The following is a 1,244-nucleotide window of genomic DNA, read 5'->3' on the forward strand; positions in this document are numbered from 1 at the left end:
CGATAGGCCTCATAGCCAAGCATGCGGTTAGCCGAGCGCAACGGGTCGAGCGCGGTCGCAAACGCGATCATGGTGAAATCGGGAATAAGAAAGAATACAAACGATCGCTTGATCGGATGCTTTACGGCGTTCAAGGGAACCTCACGCAGCCATGACGCGAACAGGATGTCGCGATTAGCATAGCGACATCAGGAAAAACCATGTCTGTCAATCGGCTACGCGGCCAGGACACGATTAAATTTGCGACATGGGTCGCAAATGGGCAATCGGGTGTTCAGCGAGGCCTGCACGCGACGCCCAACTGTTCAGGAACAGGCAGATCACGCCTTGCGGCGAAAACAAAAACGCCGCCTTGGGAGGAACCAGGCGGCGTTGCAGTTTTAAAGCAGCGGCAGGGAAACGCTGCCTGCAAGAAAAGTTCAGGCGACGAAGCCGAGGCGCGCCGCAGCCATCGCGCCGGTCTGGCCGGGCATGGTGTTGGCAAGGCGCTGACGCTCGAGAGCGGTGGTCAGGTTCATTTCGCGGCGGGCGAAGAGGCGGGCAAAAAGCTTCATGATGATCTCCATTCGGTTGCTCAGACGGGTCGCCTTCGCTTGATGGAGTGGGGCAGCTCGTTTGCTGACGCTGATATAGGCTTGTGCTGCGTAAAACTAAATCGCAAAAGCGAAGCGCTTGTTATGAAATGCGACACCGATTGCGACAATTTTGGGCAGCATGCTCGAAATTTACGATTGTTTACAAGGGACTAATTGGGTAACCGGGTCGCTATGCGGCTTGCTCATATGCGTCATGCGCTGGCGACATGGCTCCAAAACTCATTTGAATACAAATAAAACAAAGAAGGCCTGCCGGGCGGCTTGCGCGGCAGGCCTTCAGCACATGGTACACACGATTTACTTTGCTCCAGCCCACGATCCGACGCCGTTGCGAACCCCGGTCTTGGTGTCGGCAGCTTCAGGCCAGCCGATGTCCTTCTGCAGTTCGATCGGCAGGGAGTGGATGGCACGTTCGGTCTGGTAGCGGGCGCGGGCTGCGCTGAATTCGGTCGCGATCCGACCGATGGACGACAGGATAGACATTTCTTTCTCCTTTGGTGCTGGCGGATGCCAGACGGTGAGTTGGTTACGTCGCTTTTGTTTCAACTGCATTTCATGTCGATTGCAGGTTTGTATCGTGGTCGTTTCGGGGCCACTTCCAATGCGTCCTGCCTCGATGGTGTTGACTATCGTCCCAATCTGATGTTC

At 55.7% G+C, this 1,244-nt stretch carries 2 protein-coding genes and 1 pseudogene; 1 reads left to right on the top strand and 2 read right to left on the bottom strand.

What is annotated here, in order from left to right; all coding sequences use genetic code 11:
* Positions 1–134, bottom strand: a pseudogene (locus tag ACXJ7R_RS33340) (GlxA family transcriptional regulator); the annotation flags it as partial.
* Positions 135–200: 66 nt separating this feature from the next.
* Between ACXJ7R_RS33340 and ACXJ7R_RS33345 the strand changes: the two are divergent.
* Positions 201–749 (top strand): hypothetical protein, encoded by a 549-nt coding sequence (locus ACXJ7R_RS33345; RefSeq protein ID WP_457155512.1) that lies wholly within the window; start codon positions 201–203, stop codon positions 747–749.
* Between the two features lie 144 nt (positions 750–893).
* Here the strand turns inward: ACXJ7R_RS33345 and ACXJ7R_RS33350 are convergent, their stop codons facing one another.
* Positions 894–1,079 carry a hypothetical protein gene (locus ACXJ7R_RS33350; RefSeq protein ID WP_095087335.1) on the bottom strand — a complete coding sequence of 62 codons (186 nt, stop codon included), beginning with the start codon at positions 1,077–1,079 and terminating at the stop codon, positions 894–896.
* Positions 1,080–1,244: the final 165 nt, after the last annotated feature.

It is taken from the genome of Mesorhizobium sp. P5_C1 (genome assembly GCF_054049815.1).